At 54.3% G+C, this 18660-nt stretch carries 21 protein-coding genes; 4 read left to right on the forward strand and 17 right to left on the reverse strand.

Features of this window, described 5'->3' with window-relative positions; genetic code table 11:
* Nucleotides 1-131 precede the first annotated feature (131 nt).
* The 11 genes from RHH81_RS03725 to RHH81_RS03775 form a co-directional block, all read right to left on the reverse strand.
* Nucleotides 132-902, reverse strand: coding sequence for a precorrin-2 C(20)-methyltransferase (locus RHH81_RS03725; protein WP_206201601.1), 771 nt, complete (start codon nt 900-902; stop codon nt 132-134).
* A complete protein-coding gene (feoB, locus tag RHH81_RS03730) occupies nt 893-2683 on the reverse strand; it encodes a ferrous iron transport protein B (RefSeq protein WP_206201124.1) in 1791 nt (596 codons plus the stop codon). Before feoB ends, RHH81_RS03725 begins: the two co-directional genes overlap by 10 nt.
* Complete coding sequence (locus RHH81_RS03735; RefSeq protein WP_206201125.1) at nt 2680-5559, reverse strand: GAF domain-containing protein; 2880 nt, start codon at nt 5557-5559, stop codon at nt 2680-2682. Before RHH81_RS03735 ends, feoB begins: the two co-directional genes overlap by 4 nt.
* A 30-nt stretch (nt 5560-5589) precedes the next feature.
* The gene (locus RHH81_RS03740) at nt 5590-5970 is read right to left on the reverse strand and encodes a DUF1818 family protein (protein WP_206201126.1); all 381 of its coding nucleotides are present in this window, start codon (nt 5968-5970) and stop codon (nt 5590-5592) included.
* A gap of 11 nt (nt 5971-5981) precedes the next feature.
* Nucleotides 5982-6785, reverse strand: coding sequence for an MlaE family lipid ABC transporter permease subunit (locus RHH81_RS03745; RefSeq protein WP_206201127.1), 804 nt, complete (start codon nt 6783-6785; stop codon nt 5982-5984).
* Nucleotides 6786-6794: 9 nt separating this feature from the next.
* Nucleotides 6795-7346 (reverse strand): DUF3172 domain-containing protein, encoded by a 552-nt coding sequence (locus RHH81_RS03750; RefSeq protein ID WP_206201128.1) that lies wholly within the window; start codon nt 7344-7346, stop codon nt 6795-6797.
* Between the two features lie 39 nt (nt 7347-7385).
* Nucleotides 7386-7658: an RNA-binding protein gene (locus tag RHH81_RS03755; protein ID WP_149820749.1), complete on the reverse strand. Its 273-nt coding sequence runs from the start codon at nt 7656-7658 to the stop codon at nt 7386-7388.
* Nucleotides 7659-8172: 514 nt separating this feature from the next.
* Complete coding sequence (locus tag RHH81_RS03760; RefSeq protein WP_206201129.1) at nt 8173-8370, reverse strand: hypothetical protein; 198 nt, start codon at nt 8368-8370, stop codon at nt 8173-8175.
* A complete protein-coding gene (locus RHH81_RS03765) occupies nt 8370-8645 on the reverse strand; it encodes a helix-turn-helix domain-containing protein (RefSeq protein WP_206201130.1) in 276 nt (91 codons plus the stop codon). The genes RHH81_RS03760 and RHH81_RS03765 overlap by 1 nt, the downstream gene beginning before the upstream one ends.
* A gap of 226 nt (nt 8646-8871) precedes the next feature.
* Nucleotides 8872-10245: a D-alanyl-D-alanine carboxypeptidase/D-alanyl-D-alanine-endopeptidase gene (gene dacB / locus RHH81_RS03770; RefSeq protein WP_310743408.1), complete on the reverse strand. Its 1374-nt coding sequence runs from the start codon at nt 10243-10245 to the stop codon at nt 8872-8874.
* Entirely contained in the window at nt 10211-10666 is a 456-nt protein-coding gene (locus RHH81_RS03775) for a GNAT family N-acetyltransferase (RefSeq protein ID WP_399378985.1), read from the reverse strand. Before RHH81_RS03775 ends, dacB begins: the two co-directional genes overlap by 35 nt.
* Before the next feature lie 299 nt (nt 10667-10965).
* On the opposite strand from RHH81_RS03775, the gene RHH81_RS03780 reads away from it, so the two are divergent.
* From RHH81_RS03780 to RHH81_RS03790, 3 genes are read left to right on the forward strand one after another with little or no spacing between them, the layout of a single operon-like run.
* Nucleotides 10966-12693 (forward strand): succinate dehydrogenase/fumarate reductase flavoprotein subunit, encoded by a 1728-nt coding sequence (locus RHH81_RS03780; protein ID WP_310743542.1) that lies wholly within the window; start codon nt 10966-10968, stop codon nt 12691-12693.
* Nucleotides 12694-12697: 4 nt separating this feature from the next.
* The gene (locus RHH81_RS03785) at nt 12698-13747 is read left to right on the forward strand and encodes a TrkA family potassium uptake protein (protein WP_302676762.1); all 1050 of its coding nucleotides are present in this window, start codon (nt 12698-12700) and stop codon (nt 13745-13747) included.
* Nucleotides 13744-14511, forward strand: a complete 768-nt coding sequence (locus RHH81_RS03790) for an NAD-binding protein (protein ID WP_310743410.1) — start codon at nt 13744-13746, stop codon at nt 14509-14511. The genes RHH81_RS03785 and RHH81_RS03790 overlap by 4 nt, the downstream gene beginning before the upstream one ends.
* On the opposite strand, the gene RHH81_RS03795 is transcribed toward RHH81_RS03790, so the two are convergent.
* The 5 genes from RHH81_RS03795 to psbH all read right to left on the reverse strand — a co-directional run bounded on the left by RHH81_RS03795 (nt 14508) and on the right by psbH (nt 17798).
* Nucleotides 14508-15326 carry a carbohydrate ABC transporter permease gene (locus RHH81_RS03795; protein WP_310743411.1) on the reverse strand — a complete coding sequence of 273 codons (819 nt, stop codon included), beginning with the start codon at nt 15324-15326 and terminating at the stop codon, nt 14508-14510. The genes RHH81_RS03790 and RHH81_RS03795 overlap by 4 nt on opposite strands.
* A 120-nt stretch (nt 15327-15446) precedes the next feature.
* Entirely contained in the window at nt 15447-16664 is a 1218-nt protein-coding gene (locus RHH81_RS03800; RefSeq protein ID WP_206201135.1) for an ABC transporter permease, read from the reverse strand.
* A gap of 73 nt (nt 16665-16737) precedes the next feature.
* Nucleotides 16738-17355 (reverse strand): aminoacyl-tRNA hydrolase, encoded by a 618-nt coding sequence (gene pth / locus RHH81_RS03805; RefSeq protein ID WP_310453356.1) that lies wholly within the window; start codon nt 17353-17355, stop codon nt 16738-16740.
* 5 nt (nt 17356-17360) lie between these two features.
* Nucleotides 17361-17594, reverse strand: coding sequence for a TatA/E family twin arginine-targeting protein translocase (locus RHH81_RS03810; protein ID WP_206201137.1), 234 nt, complete (start codon nt 17592-17594; stop codon nt 17361-17363).
* Nucleotides 17595-17597: 3 nt separating this feature from the next.
* Nucleotides 17598-17798: a photosystem II reaction center phosphoprotein PsbH gene (gene psbH / locus RHH81_RS03815; protein ID WP_149820192.1), complete on the reverse strand. Its 201-nt coding sequence runs from the start codon at nt 17796-17798 to the stop codon at nt 17598-17600.
* 86 nt (nt 17799-17884) lie between these two features.
* On the opposite strand from psbH, the gene psbN reads away from it, so the two are divergent.
* The gene (gene psbN, locus RHH81_RS03820) at nt 17885-18016 is read left to right on the forward strand and encodes a photosystem II reaction center protein PsbN (RefSeq protein ID WP_206201138.1); all 132 of its coding nucleotides are present in this window, start codon (nt 17885-17887) and stop codon (nt 18014-18016) included.
* 2 nt (nt 18017-18018) lie between these two features.
* Here psbN and RHH81_RS03825 read toward each other — a convergent pair whose 3' ends face one another.
* Nucleotides 18019-18597 (reverse strand): photosystem I assembly protein Ycf4, encoded by a 579-nt coding sequence (locus RHH81_RS03825; protein ID WP_310743412.1) that lies wholly within the window; start codon nt 18595-18597, stop codon nt 18019-18021.
* Between the last annotated feature and the right edge of the window lie 63 nt (nt 18598-18660).

Consider the following 18660-nt stretch of genomic DNA (forward strand, 5'->3'; position numbering starts at 1 on the left):
ACGATATCGCACTTTCGTTTAGTGGAACAAACGGCTACTAATGCAAATGAAGGTACAGAGACACGCTAAGAGAATTCACACCACTTGATCTATCGTGAGGAGACGCCCACCCCCGTAGCACCGATAAAGAATCATTGGGTACTGTTGTACATAGGATTGACTTCAGCACTCGCGAAATTCTGCAAGATGGGGCGCCGCTGCCAAACAATGAGCAGCGAAAAGTAGGGCAGGGTTAACTCTGGATAGTTCGTCAGGGGGGTGTAGATTTGCTGTTGAGGGGTTGTTGCCCAGCTCACCACTGCCGCCTGTTCCAAGAGGTGGTGTTCCTTGAGCCAATGCCAGACGTGGCCATAGACCGATCGCACCTTCATTAAAACCACCACCTCCGCCCATGCCCACACCCGCTCGAGGTCATCCCCGTGGTACATTGCTGGCAAAATCGCTAGGCGATCGCTCCCCAAGGTCAGGGGCACCCCTAAGCTAGCCGCTGCGGCCAAAGGCGAGCAAATTCCCGGAATCACTTCAATCGCAATATGGGGGTCAAGGCTCTGGACGGCTGCCGCCAGATAGGAAAACGTACTGTAGAAACTGACATCCCCCTCAGAGACAAAGACCACATCAATGCCTTGAGCGAGATAGGCATAGACTTGCTCTGCCGCCTTTTGCCATGCTTGTTCTAAGACATCTTCTGCAAGAACATAGGGGAATTCGAGGGGCAGATACATTTGCTGGGGGTCTTTGTAGGGGGAAATGATCTCCTCGGCAATGCCGCGCCGTCCCTGTAGTCCCGCCGGAAAGGCAATCACCCTTGCGTGCTGTAGGCGTCGCCAACCCTTGAGGGTAATGAGTTCAGGATCCCCCGGCCCTACGCCAATGCCGCAAAGGGTGGCCATTAGCCCCATCCCCACCAGTGCCCCAGTTGATAGACACTGCCACTCACCACCCACGCCATCACCAAGGCATAGAGGGTCGCAAAAATCGTAAACTGCCCGCGTTTCGATTCACTCCAGAGGGTGGCAAGGGTGCTCAAGCAGGGGGTGTACAGGAGAGTAAAAAGCATAAAGCTGTAGGCCTGTAGGGGCGTTAAATCTTGGGCGATCGCCTGCTGTAACGAGGTACCGGAAAGGTGATAGATCACCGCCAACGCGCCAATCACAATCTCCTTGGCCACAAAGCCGACAATCAGGGCGATCGTTAGGGCAGGTGTAATGCCCACCGGTGCCAAAAGCGGCTGTAGCGCTATCCCCAGTTGACCCGCCCACGTTTCTGGACTTGAGGGCGTTGCATTCAGGGGTAAATGGGTCAATGCCCACACCACCAAGACACCTATCATAATGAAGCCCGTGGCTCGCGAGAGAAAATGCCGCACCTCGCCCCAGGCCCGCAGAATCACCTGTCGCCCCGTCGGCCAGCGATAGGGGGGCAACTCCAGCAAAAAGGGATCCGTATTCGGGAAATAGCCCTGAAAACAGAGGGCAGTAAGCAAGGCCGCCAGAAGACTCCAGCCATAGAGAGACAGCAGGACGACTGCCCCCCACTGCGGGGGAAACAAACAGGCAATGAGAAAGACAAACACCTGTAGCCGCGCTGAGCAGAGGGAAAAGGGAATGATCAGCATCGTCAGTAGCCGCAGCCCCGGCGAGCGAATAATGCGGGTGGCCATCAGGGCGGGGACATTGCAGCCAAAGCCCATCAAGCTGAGGACGAAACTGCGTCCATCTAAACCCAAGCGTGCCATCAGGCCATCCATCAGGTAGGCGGCACGGGCAAGGTAGCCACTATCCTCAACGATCGCCATCACAATAAAGAAGATGGTGACTAAGGGCACAAACGCTGCCACCGTGGTCATACCGCCATAGATGCCCTCAATGAGCAAACTGCTGAGCAAGGGGGGCAGCCGCGCCAGGAATGGCGCCAGCACCTGTCCCTGAAAGGTCTCAAACGCATCACTGAGCCAGCCTTGAACCCCCAGCCCTAGCACCCATACCACTTGAAAGACAAGGTATAGCCCCGCAAAAAAGAGGGGCAGTCCCCACAAAGGGTGTAGCAACCAGTGATCCAACTGTTCTGTTAGTCTGCGAACGGTGCGACTGGGGAAAGTAACGGTGCCCGCCAATAGGGGCGCGATCGCCCCCGGTTCAATTTCTGGCAACGTTGGCTTGAAGAGCGGGGCTTGGGGAACGGGTGCCTCTTTGAGGGCATGGCAAATTGTTTCATAGGCCTCCCAATAGCCGCCACCATATTTGGCACTGAGGGCCACCACCGGCACCCCAAGGCGATCGCTCAATTTCTCGGTATCAATCTGAATCCCCAGTTGCCGCGCTTCATCGGCCATATTCAGGAGCACCACCATTGGTAGTCCCCAAGACTTCACCTGCAGGGCTAAGCGCAATTGATGCTGAATCTGACTGGCATTGAGAATCACCAACACCAGCCGCACCGGCACCCGTTGGAAAAACTCACGCACAAGGGTTTCATCGGCAGCCGTCCCCGCCAGATCGTAGATGCCCGGCAAATCCACCAGTTTAACCATTTCACCATTGAGGGAAATCTCGGCTTCTGCTAAGTCCACCGTCATCCCCGGCCAGTTGCCTACATGGGCACGGGCAGCGGCAATGCGATTGAAAAATGTGGATTTACCCGTGTTCGGGAGGCCAAGAAGGGCGATCGTGCTTGGGGTCATTGGCGCGGCTGTGAGGATTGCAATTCAAAGGTACCCGTGTCGCCACTATTCAGGGGAATGAGCAGACGACTCAGGAAGCGGCCATCCTCTAATTTATACATATCGAGGTTATAGCCTAGGCGTTGACACAGGTTAAAGCAGACTTTGAGGTGTCGTCCGGGGGGCTGATCAAGGCTGGAGGGAGCAAGCCAGTCGAGATGTTCGAGTTGGTGCAGTTTAATGAGTAACTGTGGCTCTATTTCCCCATTGTCGGTGATTGACAGTTCCAGCCAAGACTGCATTTTGCCCCCCTGACCCATGCCTTCAATTTGTTGGCACCAGATGTCAATGCGGCCTTGGGAGGGCGATCGCTGGCAGGCAAAAAGCAACAACTCATAAAGGATTAACTCCAGCTTGCTAATGTCACCATTGAGGGTGAGGACAGGTTGATTGTGAACTTGAATCCACAGTTGTTTGCGCTGCTTCCAATTTTCGATGCGATCCATCACTCGCTTGAGGAGCACCGCTAGGCCTGCTGTGTCAGTCGTTTTGTCCAGTTGCCATACCTCATGGCTCAAGAGGGGATGGAGGGATTCCAACTGGGTTTGCAGGAGCGTGCCCAACCGCCGCAGCAGGGGAGCTGCCTCAGGGTGTTGCTGAACCGATTGCATCAGCTGATGGCAGAGACTCGCAAGTTGACCATAGACCTGTTCAAGGCGACGGTGCTTGTACCAGTTGAGGGTTTCAAGGGTTTGCCAGCCTTGGGTGAGCATTTGAATGAGGGAAGTACTGCGGTGTGCCCAAGCCAAATGGTTGACAAGGGTAATGAAGGCCTCTAGGTGCAAGGTTGACCACTGGCGATCGCGACGATCAGCGACAATGAGAACCCCTGAAGGTTCGTATTCGGGATCAGTGCGTAGGGCGATCGCCAAAATTTGACCAATGTCTGGCCCTGAGAGCCATTCCCGCGTACGCGGATCTAGTTCTGCTGCTGTGGTTTGAATCAACCAAGTGTAGGGATTACTGGTGACATCGGCTTGGGAGGCCATCAGGGCACTGTGGATCAGCGGATCCTCATAGATGGCAATTTCCGCGTCGTTGCGAATCGCAAATTTGGGATGGCTAGGGGGCGGCGCGACAATCGAGCCAACTGTCTGACCGGGTCGCCAGGTGACTAAGGCCACAAGGGGTACCTGCATTAAGTTCATGAGCTGCTGTAAGCCCGTCAGTTCAATGCGCTCCAAGTTTTGGGTGCGTTGCAGTGCCGTTAACCCCGCCAGCATCGCCGATCGCACTTGCTCCTGCTGCGTATTGGTGTTTTGCAGTTGCCACTGATGGCTAATGAGGCCAAGGGTACGCGCCACCTCCTGTACAAGGGTTTGCTGACTTTTGCCCCAAGCCGTTGGTTCAGTGCGCCCCACTAACAGCAGTGCTTCCAAAGAATGGCCGGGGGTGGTGGTTGCTACCACAAGGGACTGGATATGCAGCTTGTCGAGAACCTCTTTCCAAGAGTAGAGGCGCAGTTCATGGCTACAGTCCTCAAGGGCAATGGCTGTGGTTGCCGTTTCCAGAAGTTGCCAATCCATTTTTTGTAAGGGCGGGAAGGGCGGATGGCGATCGCGCCCCCGGGGCGCCGGATACTGAAACAGGACATCAAAGACTTGGGTCAGGGAGTTGTAGCTTAACAAAAAGACCCACTGCACCCCTAAATCTGCCGCTAACCTTTCGCCCGCATGCTGGAGCACCCGCTTCCAGTCCTGCTCATCACAAATCGCTTGCGCCAACTCACTCACCAAGCTTTGGGCCTGCTGGGTCTGTGCTAGGAGGTGCTCGAGGCGTTCAGTGGGGGCTGCCAAGGCCAATAGCTCTGCGGTGACTTGGAGAAGTTTCTTTTCATTGTCATTCCAAGGGTAAGGCTCACTGCGCTCGAATGTGAGAAAGCCCACGACATCCGTGCCCACCAGAATCGGGGTTGCCACAAGGGCACGGCAATTCAGCATTTGCATTAACCGTAAGGGTGCGGTAGCACTGACCACACTTTGACTATCGCTGACACTCACGGTTTGGCCGCTGGCAAGGGCAGTATAACAACCTGCTAACTCCTGCTGTGTAATCGCTAAGGGTTGCCGCTGGCTCTCGCGGCTCTGGGGTTTACCAACGGTGTAACTGCGCCGCCGATAGAGGGGTTGCTCCAAATCTCGCCAAAAGAGGCTGGTACGTTGAGGTTGACAGAATTGGTGCACTGCCAGCAACAGGGCTTCAATGCGTTGACCCAAGCTAGGGGCACGGCTGGCCTCTTGGAGGAGATGGCGCACTGGATCATTACTCGTCATTGTGGGCGCCGCCGCTTGCTTGGTTTCAGGGGCTGGTTTTGCCGCGGTCAAGCGTTCCAATTCCGCCCCAAGGGCACTCACCAGTAAGCTCATGTGCGCTAAATCATCGCCCCGCAGGGTATCGCCCCAAGTGGTAGAACCGATCATGAGAATGCCGAGGGGTTGACGATGGCGGACAATGGGATAGATGGCCGTGCCTTGAATGCCCAAACGGGTGGCGGCTTCTCGTAACTCGCCTAGGCGGGGTTCCTCCTTGAGACTGGGCAAACTAATCGGCTTGCGGTTGATCAACACCTGATCGAGAAGACTACCGGCGGCAAGGGTCAGTTTCTGCTTCAGAAAAGGATGATCGCCAACGGGCGTGGTTCCCCCTTGGCCAATGAGTTGTTTGGCGGCTTCATTGTATAGTCCCAACCAAGCAAAGGACATGCCGAGGATTTCTTGGACAAAACTGACCAAGGGAGCAATGAGTCCGCCAATTTGCTCTTGCTGTTGCAGTTGCTTAATGGTGTTAACCAGTGCCGCCAAAGCGGGGCTGACCTTCGAGGATTTGACAGAGGTCATAGGGGCGATCGCAACCGAGAAGGATGTCTTCTATTCTAAACTTTGCCTCTCCGCAATCCTGTGCTGCAACTCACAGCAGGCAAGGAGAAAGTCTGGGGGCACAGGGGCAGGCCATGTCCCCTCAACCCGGCGATCGCCCAACACAATCAGATGCAGGCTATAGGCATGGGGATAGCCCTCCAATTCCAAATGCACAGCATCGTTGCCGCCACTGAGGGTAATCATTTCCTCTGCCATCAATTCGGGGGCGATCGCCAAAAGCTGCCCGTGGAGTTGGCGAAATAAATCCACAAATGCCTTGAATTCTACTGCAGTAAGTTCCGTGGCCCAATCCTCAGCGCCCACCAGAGCGGCATAGAATTGATCATTGCGCCAGCCCACCCGCCAACCTTCCCCCACCCGCAGTTCCACAGACTAGCCCTCTAAAACGTGGGTACGAGGCTACTGCTGCCGCCAAAGAGGGCCCAAGACAGGAAAAAGTTGAGAATAAAGATCGCCAATAGCGAGATCACCACAGCCGCCGTAGTGGATTGACCGACCCCCTTGGCGCCCCCTGTAGTTGTAATGCCCCAATTGCAGCCAATGATGGCCACCACACCGCCAAAAATGCCTGACTTGATAATTGAACTCCACAGATCCCAAGTTTGCAGAAAGTTCTGAATGGACTCAATATAGACCCCACGGGGAATGCCGTAGAGATAATCGGCAATCACTAGCCCACCCCACAGCCCTGTTACCAATGCCAAGATATTGAGAATCGGCAACATCAACACACAGGCAATAAACCGTGGCACCACCAGATAATCCACCGGATCCGTGCCCAGCATATAGAGGGCGTCAATTTGCTCAGTGACTTTCATGGTGCCAATTTCAGCCGCAAAGGCAGAGCCAACTCGCCCGGCGAGTACCACCGCTGTCAGCACCGGCCCCAGTTCCCGCGCTAGGGCGATCGCCAGCACCCCACCCACCGCAGAGGTGGCACCAAAGGTAATAAATTCACGGGCGACCTGAATCGTAAACACCATGCCCACAAAGGCCGCTGTAATTAGGGCAACACTGAGGGAGGCAGGCCCCACCAAGGCCATTTGCTCGATCGAGTTGCGCAGCGGAATCCGCCCCCGCAGCAAATGATAGGTGACTTGACCCGCCAAGAGAAAGGCTGTGCCCAAGCGTTGTATGCCCTGACTTGCACGCCAGCGCAGCCGTGGCCACTTCCTCGCCTTCATTGTTGCGCCCTAGAAATTACCGGTTTCACCCGCAGCACCATTACCCAAGCCTGAGAGTTTGAGGAAGAGGTTTTTATCTGTTGTGCTCTGATAAACACAGCTGATTTCAGGATTGGCTTCAAGGTTGCCCACATAGCCAAAGGTATTCAGCCGCTGCCGACAACTGCGCAATTGCTCACCGGTAATGAGTTGTCGCTGTTCTAGCAGGGCAACGTTATTGGCACGCAGCACACAGCCCGGTTGCATCACCGGTTGGGAAACAAAGACCGAAAAGGGGTTAAAAGTGACAAAAATCCGCGTATCCACCGCGATCGCGCTCGCACCAAATTGCACGCAAATATCAGGATTGGGCGCCGCCTGATCAATAAACTGCGTTGAGGCCACGTTATCAGGATTGAGGGTGGTGGTTTTGCTAAAGGTGACACCCACACCAACGCCAATAATAAAAACCCCTCCCAACACCGCCAGAGTGCGGGTATTCACTGGTGACTTCGATTCTGGCTGGGGAGGCCGACGAGTTTGGGGACGCGGACGCGGTGGGGATGGCGAACGTCGAGGCATAGCAGGAAGAGTGAACAGCACTTCCCTACCAGTATGCCCTTAGAAGGCAGGGTTTGACTGCCCCCCTGCTTGTTTTGGCTTCGCCTTGTTGACCTTGAGCACCCGTCCTAGCCATGTTGCACCGTCGAGATCATCAATGGCAGCGGCCTCCTGAGTTTCATCCACCAGTTCGACAAAAGCAAAGCCACGCCGTTTGCCTGTTTCTCGATCCACCGGCAACACAATCCGGCGAATAGCACCATATTTTTCAAAAACTTCGCGAAGATCGTTTTCTGTCGCCTCATAGGAGAGGTTGCCGATGTACAGTGTCATAACCCGAACTCAGAAGCAATTTGACAATCATCATAGCCTCTCGCTTTCCCTTACCCATGCGATCCAGACTACAGAACCCAACACCTTGCAAAGAAAATTAACGTTTTCTATCAGCCCCAAAATATATCAAGGTTAAAAAGAAATTAATTCCTCCCTTAATGTCACCTACAGCCCTTTGCACAGGGTTTGAGCCGCGTCCGACAGATTCAGCAAATTGCCGCAAGCCCATTCTCTCGTGGAATCCACCGGAGTCTCTCTAGGAGAGGATTTGAGTATTTTCAGTGGTCTTGTAGAAAATAATTTCACCCCCCTCGCAAGGGATCCCTCGGAACAGGGGGTTGCAATCCGCTCTGGGAGAGGCTATATTCAAGGTACTCTTGCTTCTCTTCGGGGAAGTAGATTAAATGAGAATGAACCAGCCCGTCAAAGAACGAATCACTGCCGCCATCAGTTGTAACAATACAGCTTGCAGGTTTTGACGCACGGCTTCTAGGGTCTCGAAGGACTGCCATGCTCATGCTGCTCGCAGATGTTGCCACAACCGCTCCATGGGATTGACCTCGGGGGCAAACACAGGCACAACATTGCGCACAATGCGATGCACCGTCGGGTAGGCGACCTCAAGCTGATGCTCCTGTCGCAGCAACTGCACAATAGCCTTGTAACTGTCAAACCCGCTGGGGTCTTGTAGGCGTTTCTGCAACTGTGGCATCACTGTTGGGGGGATGATGCGGGCGGCTTCGGGGGCGTCTTGACTGCCAATAACCGCTGAAGTCCTCCTTGGCGATAGGCGTTCAGCCAGCGAGTAATGCTGGACTCGTTGCAATGGAGCAATTGGGCAATTTGTGGGCAGCTGTGGACAAGTCCTTGCTTCAGCCAGTAGAGCATCTGCAAGCGTTCCTGCTGTCGGGCATTGGTTTCATGTTGTAGGCGCCGCTGCAGTTCTTCAGAGCTTTCTGTAATTGTGAGGACGAGCGGGCGAGCCATGAAGGTCTCCTACTGGGATGACTTCAGTTTTAGGATAGACAATTGCCTCGTTTAAGACCTATTTATTAAGCTCAATGTTACAAAGAGCTGGTATTAGCAGAATCAATAAATACAACCCTTTTTTAGAATATGAGACACGTGACGGGTACGCGATCCTCTCCCGCTCTTGCAGTTTTGAACCTGTCTCGGGCTGTAGTTCGAGCTACTGAATGGATGTGGGGTTTTTCTATGGGCGGTGAGGACAGTTCTGCGATTGCGCCAGCAAAACAACTATGCGATCCAAACCAGCACGGAGTTGAGCCGTGGCCTCCCCCCCTTGATTGACCACAAGACTAAAGACGAAAGGGCGATCCTGCAACGGTTCCACGTAGCCCGCTAGGGCAACCACCCCCCGCAATGTGCCGGTTTTCGCCCAGACACGATCCTGAGCCGCTGTATCACGAAAGCGCTGTCGCAGGGTGCCGGATCGTCCGGCAAGGGGGAGCGATCGCCGCCACAGCGAGGCATCCTTTGTTTGCGTTATATGTTGCAGCAGTGTGACTAAACCATTGGGCGTCAGCCAATTTTGCCGCGAGAGTCCCGAACCATCTACTAAAACCGCTGCTTGGACACCGATGCGCTCTAGATAGCGTTGGCGATAGCCGGGTTGTGCTGCCTCCAGAGCCGCAAGGAGCATTTCTGCATAGAAATTGTCACTCTCTTGGAGAACCGGCAAAATTAACGCTTCTAGGGGGGGTGAGGCATGGCGCACCAACACATTGGGTAACGGCTCTGCTGTTTCCACAAGGCGAATTTGCTGCACTTGAATACCGGCTTGGGCAAAGGCCCGCTGCACCTGTTGTTGAAGATAGGGGATCGGCTCACTGAGGGGAATGCGCAGTTTTGCTGGTTCACTGCCAATGTGGAGTTGACCCCGCACAATGATCTGCTGGCCGCGCACCTCACTTTCCAGAAATTCTGGCTCAGAGGGGGTCACGGTGCGGGTCTCATTGACCACTCGAAAATGAGTCTGCGGCTGCCGTAGTGCTAAGGGTTGCCCCAACTGTTGTGGTATGACCTCTAGGTTCAGGGCATTTTGATTGAGACTAAAGCGCGTCACTACCGCTGCATAGCCCATCGTCAGGTCTTCGATCGCCCATGTGGGTTCCATCCTCACAGGAGTTACACCGCCGATTTCCAAGATTGGAATCTGGCGAATGCCCTGTTGGCTAAGGCGGAGTGCCATTTGTTGCAGGTCTTGGCTGCTGAAACTAGGGTCAAAACTGCCCTGAAGACGCAGGGTTGTCCTGTCGGGCGATCGCGCGCTGAGGGTGGTCTCAAAGAAATGATTAGCTCCCCAATAGTCTAAGGCGGCAGCCACTGTCGTTAGCTTGACATTCGAGGCCACCAGAAAGAGCTTTTCCCCTTGGTAGTCGTAGAGAAGATCCCCCGTGGTTAAATCCCGCACCACCATGCCCCATTGACCCCGTTGCCATTGGGGATTTTGAATTTCCTGTTGCAGGGCACGAGCCAAGTCTTGGCGGCAGAGACCGAAGGCGGCAGGTGAAACCACCAGGACAATCAAACTAGCAGGGGGCAGAAGCCATCGAAGCCATGCCATGGGGCACTAGATCCTTGACATAGACGCGATCGCAACGCTGCGTTTCCACACCCGTCGCCGGCTGATAGCCCGCCTTTTCGTACAAATGGACGGCTGTAGTCATAATCGAGGCCGTTTCAATCCAGATTTTGCGGTAGCCGGCCGCTGCAATGGCTGCCTCCAGATGGTGCAGGAGAAATGTCCCTAGGCCTTGGCCGCGTACGCGGGGATGGAGATACATTTTGCGAATTTCGACAGCTGCTTCGCCCCGCTGAATGGGGTAGAAGGCGATCGTGCCCACAACTTCCGAGGCTCGCTCCACCACCCAAAATTGTCCGCCCCGGCGGTGGTAGTAATCTTCAACGTGAACCACATCGGCATCGGCGCCTTCGGGTTGCCAAGAAAGGCCAAACTCACTGAGGACATTAGCAATGAGGTGCATGACCGCTGCGCGATCGCGATCGCACCAATGGCGCACCCCACAATCCCCATAGTGAAGAAAAAATGCACTCAAGGACAGCTGCCTCCCATAAAATTACAGTCCTTTTCACAGAGAGAGAACACGCACAAAAGCATCGAAACCGCTGTGCCCCCAAAAGAACTGTACTGCCACTCTAACGATTCAGCGTGAGGCTCGCAAGATCATTTTGCTACTGTTTTTATCTTTGTTTCATCTTTGCTGCCGCCGCCGCTCTCTTAAGCGCCAACTTAGTATAGGAAAAGATGCTGGACAAACGGACGATGCAAGACTTTGGCGTTGTGATTGTCGGTGGTGGCTTAGCAGGCTGTCGTGCTGCTTTGGAAATTTGCCGCCTGGCCCCAGAGACCCCGATTGCCCTTGTGTCCAAAACCCATCCCATTCGTTCCCATTCCGTTGCTGCCCAAGGGGGCATTGCCGCTACGCTGAAAAATGTCGACAGCGAAGACTCTTGGGAAAGCCATGCCTTTGATACCGTCAAGGGGTCAGACTTTCTTGCGGATCAGGATGCCGTCGCCATTCTTGCCCAAGAAGCGCCCGATGTGGTGATTGACCTTGAGCATTTGGGGGTGCTCTTCTCTCGCCTGCCCGATGGCCGCATTGCCCAACGTCCCTTTGGTGGTCACACGCACCAGCGCACTTGCTATGCAGCCGACAAAACCGGTCATGCCATTCTCCACGAACTCTACTGCAATCTCCTGAAATACAACATCACCTTTTTTAGTGAGTGGTATGTGCTGCGGCTGATTGTCGAGGATCAGCAGGCCAAGGGGGTCGTTGCCTACCACATTGAAACGGGTCAACTGGACATTCTGCGGGCACCTGCCATTCTTTTTGCCACAGGGGGCTATGGTCGCGTCTTTAATACCACCTCTAATGATTTTGCCTCCACGGGGGATGGCTTAGCGATGACGGCACGGGCAGGCTTGCCCCTTGAGGATATGGAGTTTGTCCAATTTCACCCCACGGGGTTGTATCCAGCAGGGGTTTTGATTTCTGAGGCGGTGCGCGGTGAAGGGGCTTATTTGGTCAATGCCGAGGGGGAACGCTTTATGGCACGCTATGCCCCCAGTCGCATGGAACTGGCTCCCCGTGATATTACCTCGCGGGCGATCGCCATCGAAATTCGCGAAGGGCGCGGCAGCCACAGTGATGGCTCAGCCGGCGGGCCTTTTGTTTATCTCGATGTCCGCCACTTGGGTCGCGAAACAATCATGAGTCGCATTCCCTTCTGTTGGGAGGAAGCCCATCGCTTGGCGGGGGTAGATGCCGTGATGGAGCCGATTCCTGTACGTCCGACGGTGCACTATTCAATGGGGGGGATTCCGGTCAATGTCAATGGTCAGGTGCGTGCCAATGCCACGGAACTGGTAACCGGGTTTTATGCCGCTGGTGAATGTGCCTGTGTCTCGGTGCATGGTGCCAATCGCTTGGGGAGTAATTCCCTCCTAGAATGTGTGGTCTATGGCCGCCGTACCGGTGGGGCGATCGCCCAAGATTTACCGAGCTTGCCCCAACCCCAATTTGACCCCCAGCCCTATCTACAGGCAGCGGAGCAACAGATTCAGCACCTCTTTAGTCAAGCGGGGGATTTACGCATTGCCCAACTACGGCAGCAGGTTCAAGATTGTATGACCCAATACTGTGGCGTATTTCGCACCGCGGCTCTGATGCAGAGGGGTTTGGAAGAATTGCAGCGGCTGAAAGCAGCCTATGCGCGGATTCGTCTCGACGATCGCCAGCGCTACTGGAACACAGAGCTGTTAGAGGCGTTTGAGTTAGCAAATATCCTCGTGGTTGCGGAAGTGATTTTGAGCAGCGCCCTTGCTCGCCAAGAGAGTCGTGGTGCCCACTTCCGTGAAGACTATCCGCAGCGGGATGATGTCAACTTCCTACGCCACACCCTAGCCACCTACCACAGCGACGGCATGAGGATTGACTATCTGCCCGTCACCATCACCATGTTTCCCCCCCAAGAGCGCAAGTATTAAAGCCATGCGACGGTTACCTGCGACCCCTGCCCTCAACCGTTTTATTATTGGCATCACCCTCTTTGTTCTGATCATGTTGGTGGCGGTGGTGGGCTACACCAGTTTTGGCTGGAACTGGCTCGATGCCCTTTACATGTACGTGATCACCGTCTTTGGCATTGGCTACAGTGAAGTGCGACCCCTGATTACGCCGGCGCAACGCTTCTTTAACATGCTGATCATTGTGGCCGGCAGTGCAGCAACGGTTTATACCATCGGTGCGGTGGTGCAACTGTTTACCGAAGGGGAGATCAAACGCCTACTGGATATTCAGCGGGCGAGCCGCGACATCAACAAACTCAACCGCCATGTCATTGTCTGTGGCTTTGGCCGCATTGGTCAGGTAATGGCTCAGGAATTATCGGCATTAAAAACCCCCTTTGTGATTTTGGATGTCAATGAACAGCGCATTGATCTAGCGATACAGTTGGGCTATTTGGCCTATTTGGGGAGTGCGGCGGAGGAAGAAACGCTGCGCGTGGTGGGGATCGAGCGGGCGATCGCCCTAGCGACGGTGCTGCCCAATGACACGATCAATGTCTTTATTACGCTGACAGCGCGCTCCCTGAATCCGAGCCTGCTGATTGTGGCGCGGGCGAATTTGGCAAGCACAGAAGCAAAGCTACGTATGGCAGGAGCGGATCACGTAGTCTTGCCGACAAAAATTGGTGCCATTCAAATGACTAACCTGATTCGGCGGCCACGCATTGACTTTCTTGAGCAAACGGGCGATCGCGAGACCCTCAACGACCTCTTGAGCCACATTGATGCTCACCTTGAGGAACTGGAGATTACTGCCGATTACCCCTACGTGGGTACGCGCTTGACAGGACTTGAGGTACGCGGCCAAGGGGCATTTATTATTGTTGGCCTGCGCAAAAGTGATGGCCAATTATTCCCGACCCGCGCCAATCCCCTTGTGGAAGTCGGCGATACATTGATTCTATTGGGGCATGCTCAAGATACCCCCAAGCTCATTCGCAAATATACTGCCCGCTCCCGCCACTCCCAATGACAACCCCCGCTCATCTCGCTGACCTTAAGGATCACGTCATCATTTGCGGCTATGGTCCCCTTGGTCGCACCTTAGCGATGAACTTGGCTGCTGCCCAAATCCCCTTTGTCGTGATTGACAACCAGCGGCAGCGACTACGGCTTGCCCAGCAGTCAGGGCACCTTTTCTATCGCGGTGACGATCTCATGGATGAAAATGAGCTGTTGGCGGTGGGGGTGGATCGCGCTCGCACTGTAGTGGCGGTTTTGGCCGATGATGCCAGTAATGTCTTTATCACCCTGATTGCCCGTCGCCTCAATCCCAACTTACAAATTTTGGCCTATGGTGAATTGCCAGCCACAGAGTCCAAACTGCGTTTTGCCGGTGCCGATCATGTGGTCTTGCCCTCGAGTATCAGTGCCCAACGCATGGTGCAGCTCATTACTCGCCCGACAGTCTTGGATTTTCTTGAGGAAAAGGATGAGCGCAGTCACTTGATTGAGCTACTCAGCCAGCTCGATCTTCAGATTGAGGAGTTTACCCTGCCCTTGGAGTCCTCGCTGGTGGGGCTCGCGATCGCCGATGTGGAAGCGAAAGGCCGAGGCCGCTTTATTATTGTTGCTGTCCGCCATCAGAACGGTGCCTTGGTGACCCATCCCCCCTTAACCTTGCCCCTAGGGCCGGGGGATACCTTGATTGCCCTTGGCCGAGCAGCGGAAATTAAAACCTTCTTTCACCAATATGCCCACCGCCAGCCAATTCGCTATCGCGGCCTAGGAAGCTAGCCCTTCAGGCCAGCAGTGGTTTGGGAGGGAATGATATATCGCTGCAAGAAAATAAACACAATGAACACAGGCACAATTGAAATCACCGAGCCAGCGGCAATGAGTCGCCAATCCAAAGAAAACGTCCCCGCTAAAGTCACCACGCCAATGGGTAGGGTATAAAGTTCTGGCTGATCCAAGACCAACAGGGGCCAGAGAAAATCACTCCAAGCACCAATAAACACAAAAATGCCAAGGGTAACAAGGGCAGGGCGAATGGCCGGCAGCATCACAAACCACCACAGCCCCAATTCTGAGCAGCCATCGAGGCGAGCCGCTTCCTCTAGTTCCTTGGGCACCGCCATAAAGGCCTGTCGCAACAGAAAAATGCCAAAGGCAGAGGCCAAACTCGGCAGAATCATTCCCAGATAGGTATTCCGCAGCCCCAACTGCACCGCCAAAATAAACAGGGGAATCATGGTGATTTGAAAGGGAATCATGATCGTGGCCAAAATGGCCGTAAAGATCACCTCACGTCCGCGAAAGGACAGCCGTGCCAAGGGATAGGCGGCTAAGGCCGAGGTCAGGAGATTGCAGGCCACCGTTAAGACTGCCACCAGTGTGCTGTTGAACAGGTACTGGCCAAAGGGATTCGTTTGCCAAACCGTGACAAAATTCGCCCAGGTTGGTTCGGCCGGCAGCCAGCGGGGCGGAAAGGCAAAAATATCTTCATTGGCAGACTTGAAGGCGGTACTGGTGAGCCACACCAAAGGCAGCAGCATGACGATCGCGATCGCCACCAACAGCAGGTAGGTCAAGCCTCGCCGCAAGGTCATCGCCGTGTCCAAAGATTGGTAAACATCATCAACAGGCCACCAATGACAATGGCGATCGCAAGGCCGCCAGCAATCCAGTCTAGAGTTGTCGTTTCCATCGGTAATTTCCCAAGGGTACTTTTAGACACTGCGCAAGGCAACAATCGGATCCAGCCGCGCCGCCCGTTGAGCGGGAACCACCCCAAAGAAGAGGCCAATACTGCCCGAAACGCCCACAGCAAGAGCCACAGCAACGGGAGCAACCCCAGCCTCCAAGGGGGTCAACATCACCACTAGCATCACACCACCTACGCCCACTCCCGTGCCAATGAGGCCACCGAGAGCCGAGAGGATCATCGCCTCAATCATAAACTGTGCCAGTATATCCCGCTGTGTGGCACCAATGGCCTTGCGCAGGCCAATTTCTTGGGTGCGTTCGGTTACCGAGACCAGCATAATGTTCATAATGCCAATCCCCCCCACCAGCAGGGAAATGCCGGCGATCGCCGCCAACATCAAGGTCAAGGCATTGCTGATATTGCCAATGATTTGCAGAGCTTCCTTTTGGGTTTGAATTGTAAAATCGTCCTCATCAACAATTTGATGGCGCAGCCGCAGGAGGTTGGTAATCTGAAACTTAGCCGCATCAATGCTCTGTTCATCACGGGCAGATACCGAGATAAAGGTTAGGGAAATCCCATAGGGGGAGCGCTGCCCCACAATACGGGAAGACATCGTCGTAATGGGAATATAGGCGGCCTCATCCTGATTGTTGCCAAGGAAAGCACCCTTTTCGGCCATGACGCCAATCACTTCAAAGGAAAGATTCTTGATCCGTACCTGCTGACCCACAGGATTTTCGTTAATAAAGAGCTTCCTCGCCAAATCCGAGCCTAAAATGACGACGCGGCGATGCCGTTCCACATCCTTATCGGAGATAAAGCGCCCCTGCGCCACTGTAAAACTGCGCACTGAAGGAAAGGTGGGGGTGGTCCCCACAATCAGCACATTCGTGTTGCGTCCTCGATAGGTAACCCGTTGTTGCACTTGAATTTGGGGTGCCACTTCCTTAACGGTGGGCACTTGGGTGGCGATCGCCTTAGCATCCTCAAGGACAAGGGTTTGCGGCACATTAAACGTGCGGTTGCGGGCTTGGGGCGTCCCCGGCACAATAAAAAGCGTATTCGGACCAAGGGATTCAAACTGACTGGCGGCATAGCGCTGTGCCCCCTGACCCACGCCGACCATGGCAATCACCGCTGCGTTGCCAATAATTATCCCCAGCATCGTCAGGCCACTACGCAGTCGATTGGCCTTGAGGGTGGCGATCGCCATGCGCACACTTTCAGCAATGTCCATGATTCTGCGCCGAAAACACCTGTTTTTAATCTAACTTGAGATCTTCTTTTTCCTCAGACTTCTAGTGGGGGGTTCAGGATTGCGGTAGGGGAATGCTTTTGCCGTTGAAGTGGTTCATCGCTGCCTCCACCCCAGACTGAATACTTAATTCAATCGCATCCACGGCAAGGTCAAGCACAGCAGGTAAAATGGCGAGTTCAGCAGCCGAAAAATGTCCCAAAACAAAGGGCACAGCATTGCGCGGCCCGGTTTGTTGCTGCAGGCGATCGCCAAAGGCAATGCCCACCTTGAGGCGGGGAAACTGCTGCGAATGACAGTGTTGAATAATTGACTTAATGCCGTTGTGTCCGCCCGTCGAGCCACTCAAGCGCAAGCGCAGCCGCCCCAAGGGCAAATCGGCATCATCATAGACGACAAGGGTTCGCTCAAGGGGCAGCTTATAAAAATTCAGCAGGGCATGGAGAGACTGCCCCGAACTATTCATATAGGTAGTGGGTTTGAGGAGGCGTACCTTTTGACCATGAATCAGAACCTCTGCCACCTCTCCCAAGAAGCGCCGCTGCGGGGTCAACTGCACCTTATACCGATCGGCAAGGGCGTCAAGGACACGAAAGCCAATATTGTGGCGCGTCGTCGCATACTCTGCCCCCGGATTCCCAAGGCCGACAATCACACAGGGTTGGAGAACCATGCCACCTAAGCAGAGGGTTCCCGCGATGATTCCGATTCTGCCTTGGCCTGCTGTTCCTGTTCGAGGGCAGCGGTCTGCCGTTTCATTTCATCTTGGAATTCACGGGAGGCTTCCTCAAAGGCACGCTTGGTTTTGCCAAGGCTGCGACCAATTTCCGGCAGCTTTTTAGGGCCAAAGATTAAAAGCGCCACCACCAGAATCACAATCAGTTCCGGCAGACCGATACCAAAAACGTTCATGGGTTATCCTAGTGCTTTCCAACTCACGTTAACACCATCGAGGATGAGTGTCGAGTTGTAGATTTGCAAAATAATCAGCAAAAAGACAAGGAACAGCCCCATAAAGACCGCCATCAAGGGAGTGGTACCCCAGCCGGGGGCAACTTTACCGTATTCAGAGTTCAAGGGGCGCAGGAGATCCCCTAGCCAAGTCCGTCGTGCCATAAATCCCTTTTTTGAACGAGATGAACAGAGTTTTAATGTTTCGTAATATTATAGAAGCACATCTTGCTCCCATTGAGAACGCTTCTATGGAACCTGCAACAGTTCTTAGCATTGCTCTCGCTGCCATCTGCATTGGCGTGACCGGCTACTCTATCTACCTCTCCTTTGGCCCTCCTTCCAAGGAGTTAGCGGATCCTTTTGACGATCACGAAGACTAAAGCTAGAGTCCCTCAACGGGGACACCCAAAAAGCTGGCGATTGTGGCGCCTTGGGTTTCGAGTTCTGCCAACGGCAAGGGCGCACCTACGCGCGTTAGGGGGACTTCGCCGCGACCTTTGATTTTAAGGTAGAGGGCGCGTTTCGGGTTTAGCCCTTCTTTAATCACAATTCTCACGGATTGGACATCGCTGATGGGGCAGCTGACCTCAATGCGGCGATTCTTCCCCGGAAAACCCCAGCGGAAAATGCGCACAACGCCCGTTTCTTTGTTGAACTCGTTAAAGCCACCGCCAATATCCCAAGCGATCGCCAGCCACAGATACGTTGCCAACAGCAGCGCCGCCACCCCATAAAAGCCAATGGCAATGCCTTGGGGAATAAAGACCAAATCAATTGGGTTCCCAATGGGCAGTAGGTTGCGGTGCAAATAGCTAGAAAGACCAGCCAAAAAGAAGCCCAAGCCACCAATGGAGACCGCTGTTGCCCAAAAGTAGTTACTAGGGCGACGGGAACCCAGCACCGTATAGCGCAGAATCGACTCTTGACGCGGGGATGGCTCAGTTACAGGGGAGTTCGTCATAGCTTCCGTTGCCAAAGTTAAAGCACTTTACATATTAAGAGAAATTGGGGGTATTCCTAAAGG

The sequence above is a fragment of the Thermosynechococcus sp. PKX95 genome (genome assembly GCF_031583295.1).
GTDB lineage: Bacteria > Cyanobacteriota > Cyanobacteriia > Thermosynechococcales > Thermosynechococcaceae > Thermosynechococcus.

Coding starts and splice junctions, on each gene's coding strand:
- RHH81_RS03725 (WP_206201601.1), bottom strand. CDS start 902: ATGGGGCTAATGGCCACCCTTTGCGGCATTGGCGTAGGGCCGGGGGAT.
- feoB (WP_206201124.1), bottom strand. CDS start 2,683: ATGACCCCAAGCACGATCGCCCTTCTTGGCCTCCCGAACACGGGTAAA.
- RHH81_RS03735 (WP_206201125.1), bottom strand. CDS start 5,559: ATGACCTCTGTCAAATCCTCGAAGGTCAGCCCCGCTTTGGCGGCACTG.
- RHH81_RS03745 (WP_206201127.1), bottom strand. CDS start 6,785: ATGAAGGCGAGGAAGTGGCCACGGCTGCGCTGGCGTGCAAGTCAGGGC.
- RHH81_RS03750 (WP_206201128.1), bottom strand. CDS start 7,346: ATGCCTCGACGTTCGCCATCCCCACCGCGTCCGCGTCCCCAAACTCGT.
- RHH81_RS03755 (WP_149820749.1), bottom strand. CDS start 7,658: ATGACACTGTACATCGGCAACCTCTCCTATGAGGCGACAGAAAACGAT.
- RHH81_RS03760 (WP_206201129.1), bottom strand. CDS start 8,370: ATGCCACAGTTGCAGAAACGCCTACAAGACCCCAGCGGGTTTGACAGT.
- RHH81_RS03765 (WP_206201130.1), bottom strand. CDS start 8,645: ATGGCTCGCCCGCTCGTCCTCACAATTACAGAAAGCTCTGAAGAACTG.
- dacB (WP_310743408.1), bottom strand. CDS start 10,245: ATGGCATGGCTTCGATGGCTTCTGCCCCCTGCTAGTTTGATTGTCCTG.
- RHH81_RS03775 (WP_399378985.1), bottom strand. CDS start 10,666: ATGCACCTCATTGCTAATGTCCTCAGTGAGTTTGGCCTTTCTTGGCAA.
- RHH81_RS03780 (WP_310743542.1), top strand. CDS start 10,966: ATGCAAGACTTTGGCGTTGTGATTGTCGGTGGTGGCTTAGCAGGCTGT.
- RHH81_RS03785 (WP_302676762.1), top strand. CDS start 12,698: ATGCGACGGTTACCTGCGACCCCTGCCCTCAACCGTTTTATTATTGGC.
- RHH81_RS03790 (WP_310743410.1), top strand. CDS start 13,744: ATGACAACCCCCGCTCATCTCGCTGACCTTAAGGATCACGTCATCATT.
- RHH81_RS03795 (WP_310743411.1), bottom strand. CDS start 15,326: ATGACCTTGCGGCGAGGCTTGACCTACCTGCTGTTGGTGGCGATCGCG.
- RHH81_RS03800 (WP_206201135.1), bottom strand. CDS start 16,664: ATGGACATTGCTGAAAGTGTGCGCATGGCGATCGCCACCCTCAAGGCC.
- pth (WP_310453356.1), bottom strand. CDS start 17,355: ATGGTTCTCCAACCCTGTGTGATTGTCGGCCTTGGGAATCCGGGGGCA.
- RHH81_RS03810 (WP_206201137.1), bottom strand. CDS start 17,594: ATGAACGTTTTTGGTATCGGTCTGCCGGAACTGATTGTGATTCTGGTG.
- psbH (WP_149820192.1), bottom strand. CDS start 17,798: ATGGCACGACGGACTTGGCTAGGGGATCTCCTGCGCCCCTTGAACTCT.
- psbN (WP_206201138.1), top strand. CDS start 17,885: ATGGAACCTGCAACAGTTCTTAGCATTGCTCTCGCTGCCATCTGCATT.
- RHH81_RS03825 (WP_310743412.1), bottom strand. CDS start 18,597: ATGACGAACTCCCCTGTAACTGAGCCATCCCCGCGTCAAGAGTCGATT.